The following is a 23,642-nucleotide window of genomic DNA, read 5'->3' as shown; positions in this document are numbered from 1 at the left end:
TAAAACATGGCGATGGAAAAAATCGTGGTAAAAGGTGCACGAGCCCACAATTTGAAAAATATCGATATTGAAATCCCGCGAGACAAATTAGTGGTATTAACAGGGTTATCAGGTTCTGGTAAATCTTCTTTGGCTTTTGATACAATCTATGCAGAAGGACAAAGACGTTATGTCGAGTCGCTTTCGGCATATGCAAGACAGTTTTTAGGTCAAATGGATAAGCCCGATGTAGATTCAATCGAAGGATTGTCGCCTGCTATTTCAATCGATCAAAAAACAACGAGCCGAAATCCTCGTTCAACCGTCGGAACTGTGACCGAAATCTATGACTATTTGCGCCTTTTGTTTGCTCGTGTAGGAAAGCCGATTTGTCCTAATCATGGAATTGAAATTACATCTCAAACGATTGAGCAAATGGTAGATAGAATTTTAGAATACCCTGAACGCACAAAACTTCAAGTACTGGCACCTGTGGTATCTGGACGAAAAGGTACCCATGTAAAAGTGTTAGAAGATATTAAAAAGGAAGGGTACGTTCGCATTCGAGTAGACGGAGAAATGCGTGAAATAACAGAAGAAATTGAACTGGAAAAAAACAAAAAGCACTCCATTGAAGTAGTGATTGATCGCGTTGTTGTAAAAAAAGGTGTAGCCGCTCGTTTGTCGGACTCTTTGGAATCAGCTCTTCGCCTTGGAGAAGGGAAAGTAATTATTGATGTGATAGGTGAAGAAGAACTGCTTTTTAGTGAGCATCATGCTTGTCCAAAATGTGGTTTCTCCATTGGAGAACTTGAGCCCCGCATGTTTTCATTTAATAGTCCGTACGGGGCGTGTCCAACGTGTGACGGGTTAGGAACGAAATTGGAAGTGGATAAAGATTTAGTTATTCCTAACTATGACTTAACGCTTCGTCAGCACGCAATTGCACCTTGGGAGCCAACAAGTTCTCAATACTATCCGCAGCTGCTTGAAGCCGTATGTACACATTACGGCATCGATATGGACGTGCCGGTGCGAGATATCCCGGAACATTTATTTGATAAAGTATTATATGGCAGCGGTAAAGAAAAAATTTACTTTCGCTATGAAAATGATTTTGGCCAAGTAAGAGAAAATCATATCGAATTTGAAGGCGTGCTTCGGAACGTAGAGCGCCGTTATCATGAAACAAGTTCAGATTATATCCGTGAGCAAATGGAAAAGTACATGGCTCAGCAAGCTTGTCCAAAATGTAAAGGAAATCGCTTAAAGCGTGAAAGCTTAGCGGTGCTTATTGACGAAAAGCATATAGGAGATACAACCCGCTTCTCCGTAAAAGAAGCATATGATTTTTTTGAAAGTCTCAGCCTATCTGAAAAAGACATGAAGATTGCGGATATGATACTGCGTGAAATTCGTGAGCGTCTAAGCTTTCTCATTAACGTGGGACTTGATTACTTAACATTAAACCGCTCTGCTGGAACTCTCTCAGGAGGAGAAGCACAGCGGATTCGTTTAGCTACTCAAATTGGTTCTCGTTTGACGGGGGTTCTTTATATTTTAGATGAACCTTCTATCGGTCTTCATCAGCGTGACAATGATCGCTTAATTCGCACGATGCAAGATATGCGCGATATTGGAAATACGTTGATTGTTGTAGAACATGACGAAGATACGATGATGGCAGCTGATTATTTAATTGATATCGGACCAGGAGCTGGCGTACACGGGGGTGCTGTTGTTTCTCAAGGTACGCCTCAGGAAGTGATGGAGGATGAAAACTCTTTAACGGGTCAATATCTATCAGGAGAGAAGTTTATTCCTCTTCCAGCGGAAAGACGGTCAATAGATAAAGATCGAATGATTGAAATTATAGGAGCAAAAGAAAACAATTTAAAAAATGTAAAAGCAAAGCTTCCGTTAGGTATGTTCACGGCTGTTACAGGTGTATCTGGATCAGGTAAGAGTACGCTAGTAAATGATATCCTTCATAAATCATTGGCGCAAAAGCTGCATAAAGCAAAAAGCAAAGCAGGAGAACATAAAGAAATCAAAGGCATTGAACACTTAGATAAAGTCATTGATATTGATCAGTCTCCCATAGGCCGTACGCCTCGTTCGAACCCTGCAACGTATACAGGTGTATTCGATGACATCCGAGATGTATTTGCCCAAACAAACGAAGCAAAAGTGCGTGGATATAAAAAAGGTCGTTTTAGCTTTAACGTGAAAGGCGGCCGCTGTGAAGCTTGTCGAGGAGACGGTATTATTAAAATTGAAATGCATTTCTTGCCAGATGTATACGTCCCTTGTGAAGTCTGCCACGGCAAACGATATAACCGTGAAACTTTAGAAGTGAAATACAAAGATCAAAATATTTCAGATGTGTTGGATATGACCGTTGAAGACGCGCTTCACTTCTTTGAAAATATTCCAAAGATTAAGCGCAAGCTGCAGACAATTTACGATGTAGGACTTGGCTATATCACGCTTGGACAGCCGGCTACTACTTTATCTGGTGGAGAGGCACAGCGTGTAAAGTTAGCTTCAGAGCTTCACCGCCGCTCAACAGGAAGAACGCTGTACATTTTAGACGAACCGACTACCGGTCTTCATGTCGATGATATTGCACGATTATTAAAAGTGCTCCAGCGTTTAGTTGAAAATGGAGATACGGTTCTATTGATCGAACATAATTTAGACGTCATCAAAGCTGCTGATTACCTGCTTGATTTAGGACCTGAAGGTGGAGATAAAGGCGGACAAATTGTGGCTACGGGTACGCCAGAAGAAGTGTCAAAAGTAAAAGAATCCTATACGGGTCATTATTTGAAGCCAATTTTAGAACGTGACCGCAAGCGTATGGAGAAAAAAGTTGAAAAAGCAGAGGCATTAACTCGTTAAAAGACACCAGCATTGGTGTCTTTTTTATAAAGAATGAAACTTTTTAACTCATTAAACCGTAATACATGATATAAGGAGCTGATTATTATGGAAGGAAATCGCATACTATCTTCCTTAAATTATTTTAGCGTTTTCTTTGCACCATTTTTATTACCTATTATTATTTATTTTGTTGTTCATAACATAGAAGTAAAGGAACATGCAAAAACTGCATTTTTGTCACATTTATTACCTATCGCTACAGCGATCTTATTCTTATTTTTCTTGCTTCCTGCTCTTACTGGCTCTAGTGGAACGGTATTTATTCTTTTAATTGTAGCTTTAGTTATTGTTTCTTTAGTTAATGTTGTTGTGTTTGTATGGAATATTGTAAAAGGGATACAAATATTAAGCAGATAGAAAGTTAAATGACTAAAACGTAAAGAGGAGATGGAACGTATGAGTGAAAAGCGCAAACAAATTTTACAGATGGTAGAAGAAGGGAAACTTAGCGTAGATGAGGCTTTAACTTTGCTAAATTCACTGGAAAAAGACTCAGCTAATGATTCTTCCTATGCTACGCCTGATAAAGCTGAGCTATCCCCTTATGTAGGAGGAAAACAGAAAAAAACGTACGCTTCTAAGTCATCTCAAAGCTCTTTAAAGGAAAAATTATTTACATTTGTAGATCAAACGGTAAAAAAAGTAAAAGAAGGAGATTTAGATTTTAACTTTGGTCCTTCGATTGACGTTCAGCACATCTTTCAACAATCAGAAGCATATATTCAAGAGATTGACGTAGATTTAGCAAATGGAAGCGTTCAACTCCGCCCTTGGGGGAGTACAGAAGTACGAATAGAATGTGAAGCTGCTATCTACAAAGTAGAGAATTCGGATGAAGCGCGCCGCACTTTCTTGCAGCATACGGCATTTTCCATCGAAAATGGCAAATTGCGCTTTGCAATTCAGCAAAAGCAAATGAAGGTGAAAGCGATTATTTATATTCCAGAAATGGAATATGAACGCGTCAAGCTCCGTATGTTTAATGGTTCAATCGATGGGGAAAGACTAAGCGTACGAGACCTGAAAGCCAAAACAGCTAATGGTACCATCCGCTTTTACGATGTGAACAGCCATTCTCTTGAAATGGAGACATCAAACGGGCATATGGAACTTTCTCGAATACTCGCTTCGAAATGTGAGCTTGAAACAATCAATGGAACGGTTAAATTTGATGGAGATACAAAAAAGATTGATGTTCAGACATTTAACGGAGATATTGATACGTATTTAAAAGGAGAGCGCATTGAAAAAGCATTTTTCAAAACGACTACAGGAAGCATTACGCTCTATACGCCGCCTCATCTCTCCGTTGATGGAGATTTGAAATCTAACTTTGGGAATTTTACGTGTACACTTCCTGAGATGGAAATAGTAGATGAGAAAAAAGAAACGGTGATGAAACAACTTCGTTTCAAAGCAAATGTCGCTTCGCCGAAAGGCTATAAATTGTTAGCTGAATCCAAAACGGGCTCAATTGTTATAAAATAGAAAACGCTTGTTTTAGTAAAAAAACAAAGGAGATGATTAACGTGCGAAAGTTGTATCGTTCGCGAACAAATCGCAAGCTTGCGGGTGTTATCGGCGGTATTTCTCAGTATATCGGAATAGATGCTTCACTACTCCGCGTATTGTTTATCATCAGTTTATTTTTTACAGTAGGTACTCCGGTCATTTTATATATGATTTTTGTGTTTTTAGTTCCAAATGAAGAAGGAGATTTCTAAAGATGTTATTGCGTGGAATCATTAGTATTTTAATCAATGCCCTCGTATTAATCGTAATTGCAGGTTATATCGACACTTTCCACTTGGAATCAGTCAGTGCAGCTATTATCGCCAGCTTGATTCTATCTATTTTGAACGTGTTTGTTAAGCCAATTTTAGTTTTACTTACCCTGCCGGTGACATTTCTTACGCTTGGGCTGTTTTTATTCGTCATTAATGCCATTACGCTGATGATTACACAAAGTGTTATGGGAGATTCTTTTAATATTGACGGGTTTGGTACAGCACTTTTAGCCTCAGTAATTATGTCGCTTTTAAATGCGCTTATTCAACGAGTGATTGTTGAACCGCTTCAAAATAGAAGATAACTTTCTTGCAATATTTAATTTTCTAAAAAAGATGGTAAGGCGATGCAGCCTATGCCATCTTTTTTTTCTTTTCTTTCCGTATTAATGATAAAATAAAATGGCTAGTAGAACCAAACGCGACATAAAAGCGAGAGTTGGATATACTGTAGACATGAACAGATATATGACTGTTCATAAAAGGAGGATGCACGGTGGTTAAAGTACGTACAAAAGACATCATTGAGAAATTTAAATTAGAGCTTATTAGCGGAGAAGAAGGAATCGACCGCCCTATTTCAACAAGTGATATTTCACGTCCAGGTATTGAAATGGCAGGTTATTTTACATATTACCCAGCAGAACGTATCCAGCTGTTAGGTAAAACAGAACTATCATTTTTTAAACAATTAGATGATGAACAAAAAAAAGTTCGAATGGAAAAGATGTGTACAGATATCACGCCGGCTATCATTGTTTCGCGCGAAATGGATGTACCGAAAGAACTTATCGAAGCTTCAGAGCGTGAATCAGTTCCTGTGCTGCGTTCAAGCTTTAAAACAACGCGACTTTCCAGCCATTTAACGAATTTTCTTGAAAGCCGGCTAGCACCTACTACTGCCATGCACGGCGTATTAGTTGATATATACGGAATTGGTGTATTAATCATGGGGAAAAGCGGCGTTGGTAAAAGTGAAACAGCTCTAGAGCTTGTTAAGAGGGGACATCGTCTAGTAGCCGATGACTGTGTGGAAATCCGTCAAGAAGATCAAGACACGCTTGTAGGAAATGCGCCTGGTTTAATCGAGCATTTGCTTGAAATTCGAGGACTAGGGATCATCAATGTGATGACGCTATTCGGCGCAGGAGCTGTACGAAGCTATAAGCGAATTTCACTTGTTATTCAGTTAGAGACATGGGATCAGCAGAAACATTATGATCGCCTTGGTTTAGAAGAAGATAAAATGAAAATTATTGATACAGACGTTACAAAAATTACATTGCCAGTACGTCCGGGACGAAACTTAGCTGTTATCATTGAAGTGGCGGCAATGAACTTCCGCTTAAAGCGTATGGGTATTAACGCAGCAGAACAATTTTCCGCGCGTCTAACAGATGTAATTGAAGAAGGAGATCGTGAAGATTTATAAGAAAGGGTGTTAACTTGTGGAAGCAACTATTCAGCCGTTAGATCGCGTGTTCCTTGAAATTGGCCCTCTAACGGTCTACTGGTACGGCGTAATTATCGGTGCAGGTGTTCTATTAGGTCTTTATATTGCGACAAGAGAAAGCGTAAGAAGAGGCTTATCAAAAGATACATTTGTTGATCTTATCTTATTTGCTGTGCCAATAGCTATTATTTGTGCACGAATTTATTATGTATCCTTTGAATGGGGATACTATTCAAAGCATTTAAATGAAATACCTCAGATTTGGCAAGGTGGGATTGCCATTCATGGTGGCTTAATCGGAGGCGTATTAACTGCCATTGTATATTCGAAAGTAAAAAAGATTTCATTTTGGAAGCTGGCTGATATTGCTGCGCCTAGTTTAATCCTTGGCCAAGCCATTGGGCGCTGGGGCAACTTTATGAATCAAGAGGCACACGGGGGGCCGGTTACCCGTGCTTTTTTAGAAGGGTTGCATCTTCCAAATTTTATTATTAACCAAATGTATATTAACGGTACATATTATCATCCTACGTTTTTATACGAATCATTATGGGATTTTGCCGGATTTATCCTGTTGATGGTACTTCGCCGCACCAGTCTGCGAAAAGGAGAAATTTTCTTATCTTATTTAATCTGGTACTCAGTTGGACGCTTCTTTGTAGAAGGGCTTCGCACGGATAGTTTAATGCTGACGCATACACTCAGAATCGCTCAAGTTGTTTCACTTGTACTGATTGTAATAGCCATTATTTTAATTATTGTCCGCCGCGTGACGGGAATGAGTAAACAGAAATACTTAGAGAATGAAGAAGCACAATCTAAGGTGTAAATGAAGAAAAGCTACAAGATTTACACAAACTTGATTTGACGCAAGGGAAGGAAATGAATAATGACGATTAATACGGTTTTGTTTGATTTAGACGGTACGTTAATTGATACCAATGAATTAATTATTGCCTCGTTTACTCATACGCTTAATCACTATTATCCTGAACAATATACTCGTGAAGATATTTTACAGTTTATGGGACCTCCTTTATACGACACGTTTGTAGAAATGGATAAAACGAAAGTAAACGAAATGATTGAGATGTATCGCACGCATAATCTAGCTAATCATGATTTGCTTGTTAAAGAATTTGAAGGCGTTCTTGAAACAGTTAAATGGCTGCACGAGCAGAATTATAAATTAGGTATTGTCACAACAAAGCAAAGAAATACGGTCATGATGGGGCTTAAGTTAACAAAGTTAGACCAGTTCTTTGATACGATTGTCGCAATTGAAGACGTAACAAATGCAAAGCCGCATCCTGAGCCAGTAGAAAAAGCACTGAAGCTGCTTGATGCTAAACCTGAAGAAGCACTGATGGTGGGAGATAACCATCACGACATCGTTTCTGGCCAAAGAGCTTATACGAAAACAGCTGGAGTTGCTTGGAGTGCAAAAGGAAGAGATCATATCGCTTCTTATAATCCTGATATTATTTTAGAAAATATGACGGATTTAATTGATATATTAAAAGGAGAACGTCAGTGAGAAAAACGACGCGCTATCCGGTTAAAGGAGCTAATTCCCTTTGGCATGTCTATAAGACCGTGCCTTTTTGGAAAGTAGTGCGCAACTTCCTAATCATTCAATGCGCTCGCTATACGCCTTTTCTTTCGATGAAAAACTGGCTGTATAAAACGTGCTTAGGGATGAAAGTAGGGCCTCATACATCCTTTGCCCTTATGGTGATGCTCGATATTATGTTTCCTGAAAAAATACAAGTAGGACGCAATACGGTCATTGGATACAATACGACTATTCTCGCTCATGAATATCTGATAACGGAATATCGTCTTGGAGATGTCATCATTGGGGATGAAGTGATGATTGGAGCAAATAGCACCATCCTTCCAGGTGTAACAATCGGCAATGAAGCGGTTGTAGCAGCTGGAACGGTGGTTCATAAAGATGTAGCACCCGGTTTCTTTGTTGGAGGTAACCCTATGCGTGTCATCTATACAAAAGAAGAAATGGAAAAGCGCAGGGAAGCAGAACCTAAAGCCACAACTTAGCAAGAACTAAGCTGTGGTTTTTTTTGTAAATTTGAACAGCTGGCGGTTGACGGCTGACTTTATCGGGTGTAAACTATCAATAACTTTAATTTGTTATTTCGCTAATACATTAGCGTGATAAAGTAAAAACAACCTATCAATGGTTCCTTAATAGATAAAATCAAGCTTAAAGGACGTGTCGGAATGTCAAAGTTATTTATGTTTGAAAAACCCCTTGGAATGAGAGATACCCTGCCAGCTCTTTTTGAAAGAAAAAAACAAGTTCGCAATCAGCTGGCAGATGAAATCAGCAGCTGGGGCTATCAATATATGGCAACGCCTACGGTGGAATATTACGAGACGGTAGGAAGCGCATCAGCTATTTTAGATCAACAATTGTTTAAACTTTTAGATAAAGAAGGGCATACGCTTGTGCTGCGACCGGATGTAACAACGCCATTTGCACGTGTGGCCGCTTCAAAACTTTTAAATAATTCTCCTTTGCGCTTAGCTTATGAAGCAAATGTATTCCGAGCTCAGCAGCGTGAGGGCGGCCGCCCGGCGGAGTTTGAACAAATAGGCGTTGAGCTAATTGGAGATGCTACGATGAGCAGCGATGCTGAAGTCATTGCTCTCATGATCGGCGCATTAAAAAGAGCGGGACTTAAATCATTTAAAGTGGCAATTGGCCACATAGGGTTTGTTAATTCGCTTTTTTTAGAAATTGTCGGAAATGAAGAACGTGCTAACGTGCTTCGCCGCTTTTTATATGAGAAAAATTACGTGGGTTATCGTAATCATGTAAAAGATTTGAATCTATCTTCTATTGATAAACAGCGTCTCCTTCAGCTGCTTAACCTGCGCGGAGATGAAAAGAAGATTGAAGAAGCGGTTGAACTAGTTGAAAACGAAGCTGGTAAAAAAGCAGCAGGTGATTTGAAAAAGCTATGGAATATGCTTGATGCGTACGGTGTAACGGATGAGATTAAAATTGATTTTAACTTAGTCAGTCATATGAGCTATTACACAGGTATTTTATTTGAAGTCTTTGCTGAAAACGTTGGTTTCCATATCGGTAATGGAGGACGTTATGACCAGCTTCTTGAAAAATTTGCGTCTAAAACACCAGCTACAGGATTTGGAATTCAGCTCGACCGCTTAATTGAAGCGCTGGGCGAAGAAGTATATGAGCCTTCAGCAGTATACGGCATATTATATAGCCAGGAGCGTTTAGATGAGGCATTAGCTTTAGCTGCTGAACAGCGCAAGCAAGGATATCGGGTAGTGACTCAGGAGATTGCAGGCGTTGATGATGTTGATGTATTTACTGCACAGTTTGAAGAAGTCACGTTTCTAATTGGAAAACGAGGCAAGGGGGGACAATAATGAGTGAACTATTAACAATTGCAATGCCAAAAGGACGTATTTTTGAAGAAGCAGCTGAACTTTTGCGTCAAGCAGACTTTCAATTGCCGCCAGAATTTGACGATTCGCGCAAGCTGATTGTAGACATTCCTGAAGAGAACATGCGCTTTATTTTAGCAAAACCAATGGACGTTACTACTTACGTAGAATACGGGGTAGCGGATCTTGGTATTGCAGGTAAAGACGTAATGTTAGAAGAAGAACGAGATGTCTATGAGCTGTTGGATTTAAATATTAGTAAATGTCATCTGGCCGTTGCCGGTTTGCCTAATGCTAAAAAATCAGAAATTGCTCAAAAAGTGGCAACCAAATATCCAAATGTAGCGTCTACTTATTTCAGGGAGCAAGGAGAGCAAGTAGAAATTATTAAATTGAATGGTTCCATTGAATTAGCGCCTTTAATCGGCCTGGCTGATCGGATCGTTGATATTGTATCAACGGGACAAACACTAAAAGAGAACGGACTTGTTGAATTGGAGCACATTGAAGATATTACATCGCGTTTGATTGTGAACCCTGTGAGCTATCGTTTAAAAGACGAACGAATTGATGATTTAGTGAATCGTTTAGCCCAAGTGGTTCAACCTGTATAAAAGAGGTGACATACATTGAAAATTACACGTGTAACAGAACAAGTGAGCTTAAAACGTACGATTGATCAAGGGACGAGTGCTCAAAGAGAAATTGTCGTAAATATTTTAAAGCAGGTGCAAGAGCAAAAAGACGAAGCTTTAAAAAGGTATACAGCACAATTTGACGGCGTTGAGCTTTCTTCTTTACTTGTGACAGAACAAGAAAAGAAGCGTGCTTATGAGCTGGTTGATGCAGATATGCTGTCAATCATTCGTGAAGCGGCTGACAACATTCGTGATTACCACGAAAGAATGGTCGAGCAGTCTTGGATGACAACAAAAGAAGACGGCACCATTTTAGGTCAGAAAGTAACGCCTTTAGATGCAGTAGGTGTTTATGTACCGGGAGGCCTTGCGGCGTATCCTTCTTCCGTTTTAATGAATGTTATTCCTGCGCAAGTGGCAGGGGTAAAACGTATTGTGATGGTTTCACCTCCAGGAAAAGACGGCGCGCTGCCTGCTGGAGTAGTGGTAGCAGCGAATGAGCTTGGGGTCGAAGAGATTTATAAAGTAGGGGGAGCTCAAGCGATAGGAGCACTTGCCTATGGAACAGAAACAATTAAACCTGTCGATAAAATTGTAGGGCCTGGTAATATCTTTGTTGCATTAGCGAAAAGAGAAGTATATGGATTAGTAGACATTGACTCAATTGCTGGACCTAGTGAAATTGTCGTACTAGCAGACGAAACGGCTAAGCCGAACGAAGTGGCAGCTGATTTATTGTCTCAAGCAGAACATGACAAATTAGCTTCAAGCATTTTAGTAACGCCTTCTATGAAATTAGCCGAAGCTGTTAAAGAAGAAGTAGAAAGACAAGTAGAATCTTTACCTCGTAAAGAAATTGCAAAACCTTCTATTGATAACCATGGTGCTATTTATGTGACAGGGTCATTAGAAGAAGCGGTTGAAGCTGTTAATCAATTAGCTCCTGAGCATTTAGAAATTATGACTGAAAGTCCGCTTGAACTTTTAGGTTCCATTCGTCATGCCGGTGCTATTTTTCTAGGAAGATACAGCTCAGAACCTGTTGGCGATTATTTCGCGGGCCCAAACCATGTTCTTCCAACCAATGGGACAGCGAAATTCTCAAGTCCTTTATCAGTTGATTCATTTGTGAAGAAGTCTAGTATCATTTCATACAGCCAACAAGCCCTGCAGAAAAATGTCTCGAAAATCGCAGCGTTTGCTCGTTTAGAAGGGCTAGAAGCTCATGCAAGGGCGGTTGAAGAACGCTTTAAAAAATAAGGTGGAGATTAAAAGAAAAGAGTAGAAATGTTCTTTTCTTTACTTATTACATGCACAGTTGAAAGGAGTTTCACAATGAGAGAGTCAAGTATTAAACGTACAACAAACGAAACGGATATTGCATTAGCGATTGGAATCGATGGAGAAGGAAAAGCGAACATTGATACAGGCGTTCCTTTTTTAAATCATATGCTCGATTTATTTACAAAACACGGACAATTTAACCTTGATGTAAAAGCAGATGGAGACACGGAGATAGATGATCACCATACAACGGAAGATATCGGTATTTGCCTTGGTCAAACGTTCAAACAAGCGCTCGGTGATAAAAAAGGAATTAAGCGCTATGGAAATGCTTTTGTACCAATGGATGACGCGTTGGCTCAAGTTGTAGTGGATTTAAGCAATCGTCCTCATTTTGAATTTAAAGGTGACATTCCCGCGTCGCGCGTCGGTACATTTGATACAGAACTTGTGTATGAATTTTTATGGAAATTTGCATTAGAATCTCGCATGAATGTACATGTAATTGTACACTACGGTAAAAATACACACCACATTATTGAAGCGGTATTTAAGGCTTTAGCACGTGCTTTGGACGAAGCGACAACGATTGATCCGCGTGTCAAAGGTGTGCCTTCGACGAAAGGGATGTTGTAAATGATTGGAATTATCGACTATGGGATGGGCAACTTATACAGCGTAAGTAAAGCTCTTGAACGATTAAACTATGACTATATTATCTCCGCAGATCCGGCAGAACTAAGAAAGGCAAAAGGGCTGATCCTTCCCGGAGTTGGAGCATTCAAAGATGCGATGGAACAGCTGAATCAAACAAAGCTGACGGACTTTATTAAAGAAGAAGTAGCAAAAGGAATGCCTTTGCTTGGAATTTGTTTAGGTATGCAGCTTTTATTTGAAGAAAGCGATGAGAACGGCGTAACAAAAGGGCTGGAACTGTTAAAAGGAAGAGTCGAGCGTATTCCCGGCATTACTGCCGAAGGACAGACATATAAAGTTCCGCATATGGGCTGGAACTCTTTAGATTTTCATCAGCCGTCTGCTCTGCTTGATGGAATCAGTGAAGGACACGTGTACTTTGTTCACTCTTATTACGTAAAAACAAATGACCAAGACGTGCTTTTAGCAACAAGTCCTTATGACGTTGAAGTTCCAGCAGTTGTTGGAAAAGAACACGTATTTGGTACTCAATTCCACCCTGAAAAAAGCAGTGAAATCGGAATGCAAATGCTGCAAAATTATGCAAACTTCGTAGAGAAAAGGAGCCCATCGTATGAGCAAATTTGAAATATATCCAGCCATTGATATGCGCGGAGGAAAGTGCGTCCGTTTGCTTCAAGGAGATTACACAAAAGAAACGGTGTACGGAGATTCTCCGGTAGATATGGCCACACAATTCGCAAGTGAAGGCGCTCAGTGGATTCACATGGTTGATTTAGACGGCGCAAAAGCGGCCAAGCGCGTGAATGATGAATTTGTGCTAGGCGTGAAAAAGAAATTAAATGTACGTGTGCAAATTGGAGGAGGCATTCGCTCAGAAGCTGATGTTGCTTACTATTTAGAAAACGGAATTGACCGCGTTATTTTAGGAAGTGCAGCTATTTCTAATCCTGAATTTGTGAAAAAAATGCTGAAGGAATATGGTGCACGTATTGCTATTGGTATTGATGCACGTGATGGCTATGTTGCGACGGAAGGCTGGGTGGAAACATCTACAATCAAAGCGACAGAACTAGGAAAAGAATTGGCTAATGCTGGTGCGCAAACATTTATTTTCACGGATATTTCTACGGATGGCATGCTGTCTGGTCCTAATGTGGAAGGGATTGTTGAAATGGCTAAGGCTACGGGAAAAGGTGTGATTGCATCAGGTGGAGTTAGTAAACTTGCTGATCTAGATGCACTAAAGAAATATGAAGCTGACGGCGTTATTGGTGCGATTGTAGGAAAAGCACTTTATACAAATAAGTTTACAGTAGCTGAAGCACTTCAAGAGGTGAAAGCGTAATGATTACAAAACGAATCATTCCTTGTTTAGATGTAAAGGACGGCCGTGTGGTAAAAGGAGTTCAGTTTGTGGAACTTCGAGATGCAGGAGATCCTGTAGAGTTGGCGAAATTTTACGATGAAGAAGGCGCAGACGAATTAGTCTTTTTAGATATCTCTGCTTCTCATGAAGGACGCAAAACAATGGTACATGTTGTAGAAGAAGTAGCATCTCATCTAGCGATTCCTTTTACGGTGGGCGGAGGAATTAATGCATTAGAAGATATGAAGAGAATGCTTCGTGCTGGTGCAGACAAAGTGTCATTAAATACAGCGGCCGTACTCAATCCAGCACTGATTACAGAAGGGTCCGACTTTTTTGGGGCTCAGTGTATTGTGGTAGCCATCGATGCTAAGTACGATGAAAGTTTACAATCATGGCGAGTCTATACACACGGAGGCCGCAACGCAACGGACTGGGAAGTAATCGACTGGGCAAGAGAAGCAGTGAAGCGCGGTGCGGGTGAGATCTTGTTAACGAGTATGGATAAAGACGGCGAAAAGTCAGGGTTTGACTTAGCATTAACCAAAGCAGTTAGCCAAGCGGTGAGTGTTCCTGTTATTGCTTCTGGCGGCGCAGGAAATGGTCAACATTTTGTCGATGCGTTTGAAAAAGGAGAAGCTGACGCGGCTTTGGCGGCTTCGATCTTTCACTATAAAGAAACATCTGTAAAAGAAATTAAAAGCTATGCAAAACAACAAGGAGTGAGCATTCGATGACGATTGAAAACATTAAATTCAACAGTGATGGACTTGTACCAGCTATTGTACAAGATGCTGTGAGCAAAGAAGTTTTAACATTGGCTTATATGAACGAAGAATCACTTCAAAAATCAATTGATACACGTGAAACGTGGTTTTACAGCCGTTCTCGACAAGAGTTGTGGCACAAAGGCGCAACCTCAGGAAATACACAAAAGATTGTAAGCATGGCATATGACTGTGATGCTGATTCTCTTGTTGTAAAAGTGGAGCCTCAAGGTCCTGCTTGTCATACGGGGGCTTACAGCTGTTTTAATGAAACAATTCTTGGTGAAAATAAACAAAATGATAATCGGTTTGCTATTATTAATGAGCTAGAAGAAGTAATCGCTAAGCGTGAAGCTGAAATGCCAGAAGGAGCTTATACGACGTACTTGTTTGATAAAGGCGTAGATAAAATCCTCAAAAAAGTAGGAGAAGAAGCTGGTGAAGTCATTATTGCAGCAAAAAATCGTGACCATGATGAGCTGAAGTGGGAAGTTGCAGATTTATTGTACCACGTACTTGTTTTACTTCGTGAGCAAAAGCTGCCTTTAGACGATGTCCTATCAGTATTAAAAGAGCGTCACTCTAGCTAATAGCTACATAGTGAAAAGAGAGAAGGAGTTGTCTCATTTTAGATAAAAGAGGCAAAACCTTCTCTTATTTGCGTCAAGAAACGACTGCTTGCAGGCTCCTTTTTTGAATAGAGGTATTAAACTTCTTGGCAAATGTGATATACTACGAACGTCGAAATTATCAACTTATTTGGAGGGCTTAATGGAAAAACACTCAAAAGTAATTCAAAAAATGGCACAAGTAATTCCATTTTCGCAAACGGGTGACTTCTATTTCGAAAAAGCGCTGCAGGCGTTTGAAGAAGAGGAGTCAGATAAAGCGCTCAAGTATTTAACGCGTGCAAACAAAGAAAATGCCCGTAATCCACAGCTTCTTACAAACGTTGGAGTAGCTTTAACGGAGCGGGGAGATTATCAAGATGCCAACGAGCTTTTTCTCCATGTGATTCATCATATGGACGATACATTAGGAAGCTGTTACTACTATATAGCCAACAGCTATGCGCATCTTGGACTGTTTGAAGAATCAAAAAAATACGCGATGTATTACATTGAGCATTTTCCAAATGGTGACCTCTTTCGATCGGCTACAGATCTGTTAGATTTACTATCAATTGATGTGGATGAAGAAGATGAAGAGCCTAAAAGTCAGCTAGGCGACATGCTGATTATAAAACAAGAACAAGCAAAAAGACTGCTTGAAGCAACGAATTTTGAAGAAGCAGTGGATTTGTTAACTGAAATAATTGATGAGTATCCAGAATTCTGGTCTGCATATAATAATTTAGCGTTAGCTTATTTTTATTTAAATAAAATTGATGAGGCAATGGATTTGCTGAATGAAGTATTGGAGAAAAACCCTGGAAATCTTCATGCGTTATGCAATCAGCTGATTTTCTATTATTATTGCCATAAGCAAAAAGAAGTTGAGGAGCTTACAGACGGGCTTAGCCGCGTTTATCCGATGTCCTTTGAACACCGCTATAAGCTTGGAGCAACATTTGCGTTGATTGGTCAATACAAACTATCATACAGATGGTTAAAAAAGCTTTATACACAAGGATTTCAAGGAGACAACTCATTTCATTATTGGCTCTCATATGCCTCTTACTATACTGGACGTGAAGCGTTCGCTAAAGAAATGTGGAAGCTGGCATTGGAAGACGTTCCTGATAAAGAAGGAGAGGAGCCTTGGCGCATCAGTCAAAAAGCTGCGAAGGTTTTTCAATCGAAAGTGGATGTTACAGCGAAAAAGAAATGTGCAACAAAAAATGTTCATGATCAGCTTTACAGTCTGTATATGGCGAAGAAGCTTCCTGAACAACAGCGTCTGCTTCTTTTAGAAGAAATCAAGTCGTCCATACATATGAGTACACTTTTAGATGAAGTATATACGTATGTATGGCAGGATAAACACCATGTGATTTTTGAGGTGGCAGATGTTATTGAGCTGGAGATGGAATCGCAGACTGAAAGTGATATCCAGGATCTTTTAAGCTTTTGGTTTTATGTATATGTACAGGTATATAAACAATCCTATGATTTTCAGCATGTGAACGTAAATGCATGGGCCGCAGCCGTCACATATATATGGGCGAAAGAACAAAACCAGTCTATTACTCAAGCCGATGCGGCAAAACAATATTCCATTTCCGCTGCAACAGTGAGAAAGTACAGTAAAATTGTGAATACGTTATTAAATTGAGCAAAAAAATAGACGATAATAGGAAGAACATATTAGGATAGTGGTAACGAAATAATTATCCATAAATTTGGAATCAACTACGAAGGAATTTCCTAAAAGGAGTGTAAAGAAATGACAGAAGAAAAAATTTATGATGTCATTATTATTGGGGCAGGCCCAGCAGGTATGACTGCTGCCGTATATACATCTCGTGCAGATTTATCAACACTAATGATTGAACGAGGAATTCCAGGCGGTCAAATGGCTAATACGGAAGATGTAGAAAACTATCCAGGTTATGATCATATCCTTGGTCCTGACCTTTCTAACAAAATGTTTGAGCATGCAAAAAAATTCGGTGCGGAATATGCGTACGGTGATATTAAAGAAATCATCGACGGAGAAGAATACAAGACAGTTCGTGCAGGCAGCAAAGAATATAAAACACGTTCAGTAATCGTTGCTACTGGTGCTGAATATAAAAAATTAGGTGCGCCAGGAGAAAAAGAACTAGGCGGCCGCGGCGTATCTTATTGTGCGGTATGTGACGGCGCATTCTTTAAGGGCAAAGAGCTAGTCGTTGTAGGCGGTGGAGACTCTGCGGTTGAAGAAGGCGTATATTTAACACGCTTCGCAACAAAAGTAACAATTATTCACCGACGCGATGAGCTTCGCGCGCAGAAAATCCTACAGCAGCGTGCATTTGATAACGAAAAAGTTGACTTTATTTGGAATACAACGGTCAAAGAAGTAAATGAAAAAGACGGTAAAGTAGGCAGCGTAACGTTAGTAGACACAAAAACAGGTGAAGAGCGCGAGTTCGGTGCGGACGGCGTATTCATTTATGTTGGAATGGTTCCACTAACAAAACCATTCGAAAGCCTAAACATCACGAATAAAGAAGGATATATTGAAACGAACGAGCAAATGGAAACAAAAGTACCAGGTGTGTTCGCAGCTGGAGACGTTCGTGAAAAGGCTCTTCGTCAAATTGTAACAGCTACAGGCGATGGCAGCATTGCTGCTCAAGCGGCTCAGCACTATGTAGAAGAGTTAAAAGAAAAGTTAAAAGCTATTCAGCAATAAGGCTGAAATCAATCTTTTACAAAACGTAATTCGGTTTTAACTGTTCTGTAACACCTGTGAAACATTGATGGGTTACTATATAGATAGTAATTGACCCCCTTTTATAAAATATATGTATGTCGGGCATAGGACGTGTTCCTATGCCTCTTTTTTGTGACTATAACAGATTGAATTTACGTATATAACAGCAATGGATTATTTTCAGAAAATTTAGTAATAGTTAGTTCATCTCCGTTGTGAGAGAAGTTTGTTTCGTAGTATAATAAAAGAAAATGTCAGTATACATATGATGAGGTGGAAAACATGCAAAGGGTCACAAATTGTGTATTAATGAAAGATGATAAAGTATTGTTGCTTCAAAAGCCACGAAGAAACTGGTGGGTGGCCCCGGGTGGGAAAATGGAGCAAGGAGAATCTGTAAAAGACTCTGTTGTAAGAGAATTTCGTGAAGAAACGGGAATTTATTTGAAAAATCCCACTGTAAAAGGTATCTTTACTTTTACGATGAAAGAAAACGATCAAATTTCATCTGAATGGATGATGTTTACTTTTTTTGCTACAGATTTTGATGGGACAAATGTGCTAGAATCAGAAGAAGGCAAACTCGGTTGGCATAATTTGAGTGAAGTAAGTGAATTGCCGATGGCACCGGGAGATCATCACATTATCGATTATGTAGCAAAAGGGTCGGGTGTTATTTATGGCAACTTTACGTATACAACGGATTTCGAGTTATTATCTTATCGAATTGATCCTTGTTAATGATAAATAGACATGTTTGCATAGATTGAGGGGGATGGAAAATGAGTACTGGGTCTGTAAGCGATATTCAATTAGTGATTATTACTGGAATGTCAGGTGCAGGGAAAACAGTAGCAATTCAGAGTTTTGAAGATTTAGGGTTCTTTTGTGTAGATAATTTACCCCCTACATTGCTACCGAAATTTTTAGAACTCATGAAAGAGTCAGGGAATAAAATGAATAAAGTTGCTCTTGTTATGGACTTGCGAGGCAGAGAGTTTTTTGAAAGCCTGTTTGAAGCATTAGATAACATGAGTGAAACAACGTGGGTCACGCCACAAATTTTATTTTTAGATGCAAAAGATTCTGTATTGGTGACGCGCTACAAAGAAACGAGACGTTCACATCCGCTAGCTCCTTCGGGTTTACCTTTAGAAGGAATTGGTATGGAGCGCGAGCTTCTTGAGGAGTTAAAGGGAAGAGCTCAGCTTATTTATGAGACGTCAGAGTTAAAACCAAGAGAGCTTAGAGAAAAAATTTTAACTCAGTTTTCGTCGCACGCTTCACAGGTTTTTACTGTTAATGTGATGTCGTTTGGTTTTAAATACGGGGTGCCTATTGACGCTGATTTAGTCTTTGATGTGCGCTTTTTGCCAAACCCTCACTACATTGACCATATGCGTCCGAAAACGGGGCTTGAAGAAGAGGTTTCTTCTTACGTATTAAAATGGACGGAAACTCAAAAGTTCATTGAAAAAGTAGTAGACTTACTTTCGTTTATGCTTCCACAGTACAAGCGAGAAGGTAAAAGCCAGCTGGTTATTGCTATAGGATGCACAGGCGGACAGCATCGCTCCGTCACACTAGCTGAATATTTAGGTCACCATTTCCAGAATGAATACAAAACTCATATTTCTCATCGTGACATTGAGAGGAGAAAGGAAAATCATAGATGAGCAGTGAACAGCTTCCAAAAGTTGTCGTCATTGGGGGAGGAACGGGTTTACCAGTGCTGTTAAGAGGGTTGAAGGAATACCCTCTTGATCTTACAGCCATCGTAACCGTAGCAGACGACGGGGGAAGTTCTGGCCGATTGCGCGATGAACTTGAAATCCCTGCTCCTGGTGATATTCGAAATGTGCTAGTTGCTTTATCTGATGTAGAACCACTAGTTGAAGAGCTTTTTCAGCATCGATTTGATACAGGAAATGAGCTTACAGGCCATTCTCTTGGCAATTTGTTGCTTGCAGCTATGACGTCTATTACTGGCGATTTTGTGCATGCTATACGAGAAATGAGCAAAGTACTAAACGTCAGAGGGAAAGTACTTCCAGCAGCTAATCAAAGTGTGGTGCTGCATGCAGAGATGCAAGATGGATCCATCGTAACAGGTGAATCTAAAATTCCAGAAGTTAATAAAAAAATTAATAAAGTATTTTTATCGCCCGCCGATGTGAAACCGCTTGTCGAGACAATAAAAGCGATTCGACGAGCTGATTTAATTGTGTTGGGGCCCGGAAGTCTTTATACAAGTATTTTGCCGAATTTACTGGTGCAAGATATTTGTAACGAGCTTTGTTCGACAAAAGCAAAGAAAGTGTACGTATGCAACGTGATGACGCAGCCGGGTGAGACATTGGGCTTTAAGGCAAGTGATCATATTAAAGCGCTTTACAATCATATGCCGTGTGCATTTTTAGATGCGATTATCGTCAATAATGCACCTATTCCAGCACCTTTGAAAAAGAAATATCAAGTAGAGCAGGCTCAGCCTGTAGAATATGATCGTGAAGTATTGCTAAAATTAGGGTTAGAAGTGATTGAAGATCAAATTATTCAGTATGACGGCAGCGTAATTAGGCATGATACAAAAAAAGTAGCAAAGCTTGTGTATTCTATGCTGACATCGCTGCAAGGTAAAGCGAATACGGGTGTTTAACACTATTTCCGTATGTAGATTGGAGGTGAAGTTATGTCATTTGCATCAGAAACAAAAAAAGAGTTAACGAATTTAGAAGTCAAAGATTGCTGTGCAAAAGCAGAGCTTTCTGCATTAATTCGAATGAATGGTTCACTTTCTTTTTCGAATAAAAAATTCACGGTTGATGTTCAAACAGAAAACGCAGCGATTGCTCGGCGCATTTATGTCCTGCTTAAGAAAAATTATGATGTGTCAGTAGAACTGCTTGTGCGTAAGAAAATGCGGTTGAAGAAAAACAATGTGTATATTGTTCGATTAGTAGAAAAAACGAGAATGCTTTTGGAAGACTTGAAAATTGTAGAAGAAGGATTCACGTTTACACATCGTATTTCACCAGAGCTAGTACAAAAAAAATGCTGTAAGCGATCCTACTTAAGAGGCGCATTTTTAGCGGGCGGTTCTATTAATAACCCAGAGACATCATCGTACCATCTTGAAATCTTTTCATTGTATGAAGAGCACAACGAAGCTTTATGCAATTTAATGAACGAATTTCAATTGAATAGTAAAACATTAGAACGGAAAAAAGGCTATATTAACTATTTGAAAGAAGCTGAAAAAATTACGGAGTTTCTAAATATCATTGGAGCCCATAACGCTCTGTTACGGTTTGAGGATGTAAGAATCGTCCGAGATATGCGAAATTCCGTTAATCGCTTAGTTAATTGTGAAACAGCTAACTTAAATAAAACGATCGGAGCGGCTATTCGTCAAGTGGAAAACATTCGTTATATTGATGAAACAGCTGGATTAGACATCTTACCAGAAAAGCTAAGAGAAATTGCTCGTTTGCGTGTGGAATACCAAGACGTTACGTTAAAGGAGCTTGGTGAGATGGTATCTGGAGGTCAAATTAGCAAATCGGGCATTAACCATCGGTTGCGTAAAATTGACCAAATAGCAGACAAGCTTCGCGCCGGTCAGCCAGTCACATAAGGGGAATTGCAAGGGGGAGGATTTTATCATGGAAAAACAAGTAGAAGTAAAATTAAAAACGGGATTACAAGCTCGTGTTGCAGCACTGTTTGTGCAAGAAGCAACTCGTTTTACATCTGATGTGTACTTGAAGAAAGATGAGAAAATAGTCAACGCTAAAAGTATCATGGGGTTAATGAGCTTAGCGATTAATAATGGTTCTCTCATTACGCTCATTGTTGAAGGGGTAGATGAAAAAGAAGCAATGGATGCGTTAGTAGCTTACGTAGAGAACGATGCATAAAAAAGCCTTTCCCGCTGCGGGAAAGGCTTTTTTTTATTTAGGGTCGTTTTCTAATACTTTGTCAATTAGACCGTATTCTAAAGCGCGTTCAGCAGTCATGAAATTATCACGATCTGTATCACGTTGTAGCACTTCTAACGGTTGACCTGTACGCTCAGCTAAAATTGAATTTAGTTTTTCGCGTAAGAATAGAATACGTTTTGCCGCAATTTCGATTTCAGTAGCTTGTCCTTGAGCACCACCAAGAGGTTGATGAATCATTACTTCGCTGTTTGGAAGAGCAAAACGTTTGCCCTTTTCACCAGCAGCCAGTAAGAAAGCACCCATTGATGCAGCCATACCGATACAAATTGTAGAAACTTTTGGCTTAATGAATTGCATCGTATCGTAGATAGCCATTCCAGCTGTAATAGAGCCACCTGGACTGTTGATATAAAGTGAGATATCTTTTTCTGGGTCTTCAGCAGCTAAGAATAGAAGCTGAGAAACGATTGAGTTAGCTACATTATCGTCAATAGCACTACCTAAAATAATAATGCGGTCTTTTAATAAACGTGAATAAATGTCATAAGCACGTTCACCACGGTTTGTTTGTTCAATAACTGTAGGAATTAAGTTCATATTAAATTCCTCCTTAACAAGAATAATTTGTTATGTACCTATAATACACGTATGGTCAATAAAGGTCAAACAAAAGAACCTCTACTACACATATTCGCTTAAAAGACTATGTATTCCTCTTTGACATTATTAAAATTTTTCCCCCTTCTAAAAAAAATAAACGTAGTATTCTATTGAAAAGAGAAGTTTTCTCTCCTATAATGGAAGTTGTGACAAATATGCCCTCGTAGTGTAGTGGATAGCACAAGAGATTCCGGTTCTCTTAGGGTGGGTTCGAATCCTGTCGAGGGCGTCTTAAAACGTTGCGGATTACGCAACGTTTTTTATTTTGAGTAAAAAGGCTCATATTCTCAAAAAATAATATTTATTTTTCTCCTCTAACCCTTTATACGCGCAAGGAAGCAAGAAATTAATTCCATTGTACCGGTTGCAGAATTTGTCAGAATACTATAAAACAGTATATAAGGAAAAGAAACACGGAGGAGGAATAAATATGAAATATGTGAACAAACTTTTCATTGTCAGTGCATCGGTAGCACTATTGCTGTCTGCATGCGGGACGAACGAAGATTCTGCTCAGCCAAAGTCTAATGATCAAGCAGAAAATGTTCAGCAGGATAAGGCTTCTAAATCTGATCAAACATCAGGCGCTGCAAAAGAAGATTCGAAAAAAGATGCGGATTCTTCCGAGGTCTCAGCCAAACCTTCAGGAAGTCAATCATCAACTAGCAAAACAGCGGAAGATGGACAGTCAACGTCTTCTTCAGAAACAAAATTAACAAAAAGCCCAGAACAAGATTATTCTATTCAAGTAATGGACGGTTATAAACTAACGGGTGAAGAACCAGGAAAAGATGCGTTAGTATTAACTTCAGATGATTCTCAATTTATGCGTATTGAAATGCTTTCATCAGAAGCATCGCTGGACGACGCTGCTCAATCTGTTAAACAAACGGCAACAGCAGTTAATAAAAATGCAGCAGAGAAAAAGAATCTTGAAGAGAATGGAATCTTCAAAGATTCTGTTTGGTATGAAGCCACATCTGGCGATCATACGGTAAAGGCCGTGCTGGTTAAAGGAAAGAAACCAATGAAGCTAACCATCTTCACGAAAAATGACGAAGAAAACTTGAACAAGTTTATGCAAATGGCACAAACCATTCAATAAGCAATTTTTCTATATATTATACACATGCAGAGAATTCGACATGACGAAGAAAACGTCATGTCGGATTATTACTTGGATCATGTGGCTGGTGTGAATTATAATGAAAAGTTATAAAAGTGCATAGCTCTATTACTTTTTTGATGGTTAGTAAGTAAAAATAGGATGAAGCGCTTCGTTAACAAAGGTTGACGGAGATTTTTTGATGAAAAAATTACATATAAAAAATAGTTACATGCTCTTTGAAAGCGT

At 39.5% G+C, this 23,642-nt stretch carries 26 protein-coding genes and 1 tRNA gene; 26 read left to right on the top strand and 1 reads right to left on the bottom strand.

Going from position 1 to position 23,642, the window contains the following annotated elements:
- Positions 1-6 precede the first annotated feature (6 nt).
- The 24 genes from uvrA to MMB68_RS18700 all read left to right on the top strand — a co-directional run bounded on the left by uvrA (position 7) and on the right by MMB68_RS18700 (position 21,604).
- On the top strand, positions 7-2,883 hold the full coding sequence (gene uvrA / locus MMB68_RS18815; protein ID WP_277549248.1) for an excinuclease ABC subunit UvrA: 2,877 nt from the start codon (positions 7-9) through the stop codon (positions 2,881-2,883).
- Positions 2,884-2,970: 87 nt separating this feature from the next.
- Positions 2,971-3,282, top strand: a complete 312-nt coding sequence (locus MMB68_RS18810; protein ID WP_221785836.1) for a hypothetical protein — start codon at positions 2,971-2,973, stop codon at positions 3,280-3,282.
- A 39-nt stretch (positions 3,283-3,321) separates the two neighbouring features.
- Entirely contained in the window at positions 3,322-4,413 is a 1,092-nt protein-coding gene (locus MMB68_RS18805; RefSeq protein ID WP_057244835.1) for a DUF4097 family beta strand repeat-containing protein, read from the top strand.
- Between the two features lie 41 nt (positions 4,414-4,454).
- The gene (locus MMB68_RS18800) at positions 4,455-4,649 is read left to right on the top strand and encodes a PspC domain-containing protein (RefSeq protein ID WP_013059728.1); all 195 of its coding nucleotides are present in this window, start codon (positions 4,455-4,457) and stop codon (positions 4,647-4,649) included.
- A gap of 2 nt (positions 4,650-4,651) precedes the next feature.
- Positions 4,652-5,017, top strand: coding sequence for a phage holin family protein (locus MMB68_RS18795; protein ID WP_221785835.1), 366 nt, complete (start codon positions 4,652-4,654; stop codon positions 5,015-5,017).
- A 191-nt stretch (positions 5,018-5,208) separates the two neighbouring features.
- The gene (gene hprK, locus MMB68_RS18790; RefSeq protein ID WP_013085404.1) at positions 5,209-6,144 is read left to right on the top strand and encodes an HPr(Ser) kinase/phosphatase; all 936 of its coding nucleotides are present in this window, start codon (positions 5,209-5,211) and stop codon (positions 6,142-6,144) included.
- Between the two features lie 16 nt (positions 6,145-6,160).
- On the top strand, positions 6,161-6,994 hold the full coding sequence (gene lgt, locus MMB68_RS18785; protein WP_221785834.1) for a prolipoprotein diacylglyceryl transferase: 834 nt from the start codon (positions 6,161-6,163) through the stop codon (positions 6,992-6,994).
- A gap of 60 nt (positions 6,995-7,054) precedes the next feature.
- Positions 7,055-7,702: a pyrophosphatase PpaX gene (gene ppaX / locus MMB68_RS18780; protein WP_071269862.1), complete on the top strand. Its 648-nt coding sequence runs from the start codon at positions 7,055-7,057 to the stop codon at positions 7,700-7,702.
- A complete protein-coding gene (locus tag MMB68_RS18775; protein WP_144633527.1) occupies positions 7,699-8,226 on the top strand; it encodes an acyltransferase in 528 nt (175 codons plus the stop codon). Before ppaX ends, MMB68_RS18775 begins: the two co-directional genes overlap by 4 nt.
- Before the next feature lie 183 nt (positions 8,227-8,409).
- Positions 8,410-9,591 (top strand): ATP phosphoribosyltransferase regulatory subunit, encoded by a 1,182-nt coding sequence (locus tag MMB68_RS18770; RefSeq protein ID WP_043977360.1) that lies wholly within the window; start codon positions 8,410-8,412, stop codon positions 9,589-9,591.
- Positions 9,591-10,223 (top strand): ATP phosphoribosyltransferase, encoded by a 633-nt coding sequence (hisG, locus tag MMB68_RS18765; protein WP_013059721.1) that lies wholly within the window; start codon positions 9,591-9,593, stop codon positions 10,221-10,223. Before MMB68_RS18770 ends, hisG begins: the two co-directional genes overlap by 1 nt.
- A 15-nt stretch (positions 10,224-10,238) precedes the next feature.
- Positions 10,239-11,507, top strand: coding sequence for a histidinol dehydrogenase (hisD, locus tag MMB68_RS18760; protein ID WP_264408671.1), 1,269 nt, complete (start codon positions 10,239-10,241; stop codon positions 11,505-11,507).
- 75 nt (positions 11,508-11,582) lie between these two features.
- Complete coding sequence (gene hisB, locus MMB68_RS18755; RefSeq protein WP_277549247.1) at positions 11,583-12,167, top strand: imidazoleglycerol-phosphate dehydratase HisB; 585 nt, start codon at positions 11,583-11,585, stop codon at positions 12,165-12,167.
- A complete protein-coding gene (gene hisH, locus MMB68_RS18750) occupies positions 12,168-12,815 on the top strand; it encodes an imidazole glycerol phosphate synthase subunit HisH (protein ID WP_221785832.1) in 648 nt (215 codons plus the stop codon).
- Positions 12,802-13,536 (top strand): 1-(5-phosphoribosyl)-5-[(5-phosphoribosylamino)methylideneamino]imidazole-4-carboxamide isomerase, encoded by a 735-nt coding sequence (gene hisA, locus MMB68_RS18745; protein ID WP_221785831.1) that lies wholly within the window; start codon positions 12,802-12,804, stop codon positions 13,534-13,536. The genes hisH and hisA overlap by 14 nt, the downstream gene beginning before the upstream one ends.
- Entirely contained in the window at positions 13,536-14,294 is a 759-nt protein-coding gene (gene hisF / locus MMB68_RS18740) for an imidazole glycerol phosphate synthase subunit HisF (RefSeq protein WP_221785830.1), read from the top strand. The genes hisA and hisF overlap by 1 nt, the downstream gene beginning before the upstream one ends.
- Complete coding sequence (gene hisIE, locus MMB68_RS18735; RefSeq protein WP_013059715.1) at positions 14,291-14,914, top strand: bifunctional phosphoribosyl-AMP cyclohydrolase/phosphoribosyl-ATP diphosphatase HisIE; 624 nt, start codon at positions 14,291-14,293, stop codon at positions 14,912-14,914. The genes hisF and hisIE overlap by 4 nt, the downstream gene beginning before the upstream one ends.
- A gap of 181 nt (positions 14,915-15,095) precedes the next feature.
- Complete coding sequence (locus MMB68_RS18730) at positions 15,096-16,598, top strand: tetratricopeptide repeat protein (protein WP_264408670.1); 1,503 nt, start codon at positions 15,096-15,098, stop codon at positions 16,596-16,598.
- A gap of 111 nt (positions 16,599-16,709) precedes the next feature.
- Positions 16,710-17,663 carry a thioredoxin-disulfide reductase gene (gene trxB, locus MMB68_RS18725; protein ID WP_013059713.1) on the top strand — a complete coding sequence of 318 codons (954 nt, stop codon included), beginning with the start codon at positions 16,710-16,712 and terminating at the stop codon, positions 17,661-17,663.
- Positions 17,664-17,966: 303 nt separating this feature from the next.
- Positions 17,967-18,425, top strand: coding sequence for an 8-oxo-dGTP diphosphatase (locus MMB68_RS18720; protein ID WP_013059712.1), 459 nt, complete (start codon positions 17,967-17,969; stop codon positions 18,423-18,425).
- Between the two features lie 41 nt (positions 18,426-18,466).
- A complete protein-coding gene (gene rapZ, locus MMB68_RS18715; RefSeq protein WP_013059711.1) occupies positions 18,467-19,360 on the top strand; it encodes an RNase adapter RapZ in 894 nt (297 codons plus the stop codon).
- Positions 19,357-20,343, top strand: a complete 987-nt coding sequence (locus tag MMB68_RS18710) for a gluconeogenesis factor YvcK family protein (protein WP_013085391.1) — start codon at positions 19,357-19,359, stop codon at positions 20,341-20,343. The genes rapZ and MMB68_RS18710 overlap by 4 nt, the downstream gene beginning before the upstream one ends.
- Before the next feature lie 33 nt (positions 20,344-20,376).
- The gene (whiA, locus tag MMB68_RS18705) at positions 20,377-21,321 is read left to right on the top strand and encodes a DNA-binding protein WhiA (RefSeq protein ID WP_013085390.1); all 945 of its coding nucleotides are present in this window, start codon (positions 20,377-20,379) and stop codon (positions 21,319-21,321) included.
- Positions 21,322-21,346: 25 nt separating this feature from the next.
- On the top strand, positions 21,347-21,604 hold the full coding sequence (locus tag MMB68_RS18700) for an HPr family phosphocarrier protein (protein WP_025752593.1): 258 nt from the start codon (positions 21,347-21,349) through the stop codon (positions 21,602-21,604).
- A 33-nt stretch (positions 21,605-21,637) separates the two neighbouring features.
- On the opposite strand, the gene clpP is transcribed toward MMB68_RS18700, so the two are convergent.
- Positions 21,638-22,225, bottom strand: coding sequence for an ATP-dependent Clp endopeptidase proteolytic subunit ClpP (clpP, locus tag MMB68_RS18695; RefSeq protein ID WP_013059707.1), 588 nt, complete (start codon positions 22,223-22,225; stop codon positions 21,638-21,640).
- Between the two features lie 220 nt (positions 22,226-22,445).
- Between clpP and MMB68_RS18690 the strand changes: the two genes are divergently transcribed.
- Together MMB68_RS18690 and MMB68_RS18685 are read left to right on the top strand one after the other, a co-directional pair.
- Positions 22,446-22,517: transfer RNA gene (locus MMB68_RS18690), tRNA-Arg, on the top strand.
- A 201-nt stretch (positions 22,518-22,718) separates the two neighbouring features.
- Positions 22,719-23,393 (top strand): hypothetical protein, encoded by a 675-nt coding sequence (locus tag MMB68_RS18685; protein WP_221785828.1) that lies wholly within the window; start codon positions 22,719-22,721, stop codon positions 23,391-23,393.
- Positions 23,394-23,642: the final 249 nt, after the last annotated feature.

It is taken from the genome of Priestia sp. Y58 (assembly GCF_029522095.1).
Classification (GTDB): domain Bacteria; phylum Bacillota; class Bacilli; order Bacillales; family Bacillaceae_H; genus Priestia; species Priestia megaterium_E.
Note: the sequence above shows the minus strand (reverse complement) of the source record. Positions and strands in the feature narration are given on the sequence as shown.

What these genes read in the sequence shown, in the direction of transcription:
- uvrA (WP_277549248.1), top strand. Translation starts at nt 7, where the DNA reads ATGGCGATGGAAAAAATCGTGGTAAAAGGTGCACGAGCCCACAATTTG.
- MMB68_RS18810 (WP_221785836.1), top strand. Translation starts at nt 2,971, where the DNA reads ATGGAAGGAAATCGCATACTATCTTCCTTAAATTATTTTAGCGTTTTC.
- MMB68_RS18805 (WP_057244835.1), top strand. Translation starts at nt 3,322, where the DNA reads ATGAGTGAAAAGCGCAAACAAATTTTACAGATGGTAGAAGAAGGGAAA.
- MMB68_RS18795 (WP_221785835.1), top strand. Translation starts at nt 4,652, where the DNA reads ATGTTATTGCGTGGAATCATTAGTATTTTAATCAATGCCCTCGTATTA.
- ppaX (WP_071269862.1), top strand. Translation starts at nt 7,055, where the DNA reads ATGACGATTAATACGGTTTTGTTTGATTTAGACGGTACGTTAATTGAT.
- MMB68_RS18770 (WP_043977360.1), top strand. Translation starts at nt 8,410, where the DNA reads ATGTCAAAGTTATTTATGTTTGAAAAACCCCTTGGAATGAGAGATACC.
- hisG (WP_013059721.1), top strand. Translation starts at nt 9,591, where the DNA reads ATGAGTGAACTATTAACAATTGCAATGCCAAAAGGACGTATTTTTGAA.
- hisB (WP_277549247.1), top strand. Translation starts at nt 11,583, where the DNA reads ATGAGAGAGTCAAGTATTAAACGTACAACAAACGAAACGGATATTGCA.
- hisH (WP_221785832.1), top strand. Translation starts at nt 12,168, where the DNA reads ATGATTGGAATTATCGACTATGGGATGGGCAACTTATACAGCGTAAGT.
- hisA (WP_221785831.1), top strand. Translation starts at nt 12,802, where the DNA reads ATGAGCAAATTTGAAATATATCCAGCCATTGATATGCGCGGAGGAAAG.
- hisF (WP_221785830.1), top strand. Translation starts at nt 13,536, where the DNA reads ATGATTACAAAACGAATCATTCCTTGTTTAGATGTAAAGGACGGCCGT.
- hisIE (WP_013059715.1), top strand. Translation starts at nt 14,291, where the DNA reads ATGACGATTGAAAACATTAAATTCAACAGTGATGGACTTGTACCAGCT.
- MMB68_RS18730 (WP_264408670.1), top strand. Translation starts at nt 15,096, where the DNA reads ATGGAAAAACACTCAAAAGTAATTCAAAAAATGGCACAAGTAATTCCA.
- trxB (WP_013059713.1), top strand. Translation starts at nt 16,710, where the DNA reads ATGACAGAAGAAAAAATTTATGATGTCATTATTATTGGGGCAGGCCCA.
- MMB68_RS18720 (WP_013059712.1), top strand. Translation starts at nt 17,967, where the DNA reads ATGCAAAGGGTCACAAATTGTGTATTAATGAAAGATGATAAAGTATTG.
- rapZ (WP_013059711.1), top strand. Translation starts at nt 18,467, where the DNA reads ATGAGTACTGGGTCTGTAAGCGATATTCAATTAGTGATTATTACTGGA.
- MMB68_RS18710 (WP_013085391.1), top strand. Translation starts at nt 19,357, where the DNA reads ATGAGCAGTGAACAGCTTCCAAAAGTTGTCGTCATTGGGGGAGGAACG.
- whiA (WP_013085390.1), top strand. Translation starts at nt 20,377, where the DNA reads ATGTCATTTGCATCAGAAACAAAAAAAGAGTTAACGAATTTAGAAGTC.
- clpP (WP_013059707.1), bottom strand. Translation starts at nt 22,225, where the DNA reads ATGAACTTAATTCCTACAGTTATTGAACAAACAAACCGTGGTGAACGT.
- MMB68_RS18685 (WP_221785828.1), top strand. Translation starts at nt 22,719, where the DNA reads ATGAAATATGTGAACAAACTTTTCATTGTCAGTGCATCGGTAGCACTA.